Raw genomic sequence first — 760 nt, forward strand, 5'->3', positions numbered from 1 at the left:
CCTTCAACTTTATAAACTTTTGTGTACAGAGACCGTGTCCATTCTTTAATAGAGTCAGAATTAAATATGTAAGAATAGCCAAACCTATTCTCTCGATTTTGCCCATAATATTGTAAAATATTATCCTTATTTTCTTGTTTGACATCTGGCAAACTAACTTCAATAATATATTCAGTTTCTTCTAAAACATAGAGTACAAAAGCATTTGCATGGTTACATAGAAATTCCAATTTGCTTTGCTTATCACAATCTTGAGAAAGTACAAATTGTAACATATCAATTAATGTGCTTTTCCCTGTACCTCTCCCTCCAATTAAACAATTCATAGATGGTGAAAATGTTAAAAAGAAGTCTTTATCTTTTTTTAATTTATCACCTGCAAGAAAACTTCTATTTTCCCCACGATTTTCTATATATAATCCTTTTATATAAGACTTTTGTTTAAAGCTTGGCTCACATAAACTAACTGATACATTATAATCAAACAATGCTTGTTGAAACATATTGAAAGAAATTTTTCCACCTTTCAACCACAGATTGTTCTTCCCGAGTGAATCAATTTCGTGAGAATCATTATCTAATAAAAAATTGGGCTCACAATTAAAATCTGTTAATAGTTTTTTTCTAGAACCTTCAACAGAATTTATATTTTTAACACCAATAAATCGTGTGTTTTCTTTAGAAAAAATCTTTCGTTTATATGCACCTGATAAGTGAGAACCTTTTTTCAAAATGTTATAACTATTGAAATGAGCAATAT

Annotated in this window: 1 protein-coding gene; it reads right to left on the reverse strand. The window is 28.6% G+C overall.

Annotated elements, in window-relative coordinates:
* On the reverse strand, positions 1-760 hold a 760-nt coding region (locus D8872_RS11090; RefSeq protein ID WP_142999582.1), incomplete at both ends, for an AAA family ATPase.

It is taken from the genome of Streptococcus cristatus (assembly GCF_003943815.1).
Taxonomy (GTDB): Bacteria; Bacillota; Bacilli; order Lactobacillales; family Streptococcaceae; genus Streptococcus; species Streptococcus cristatus_F.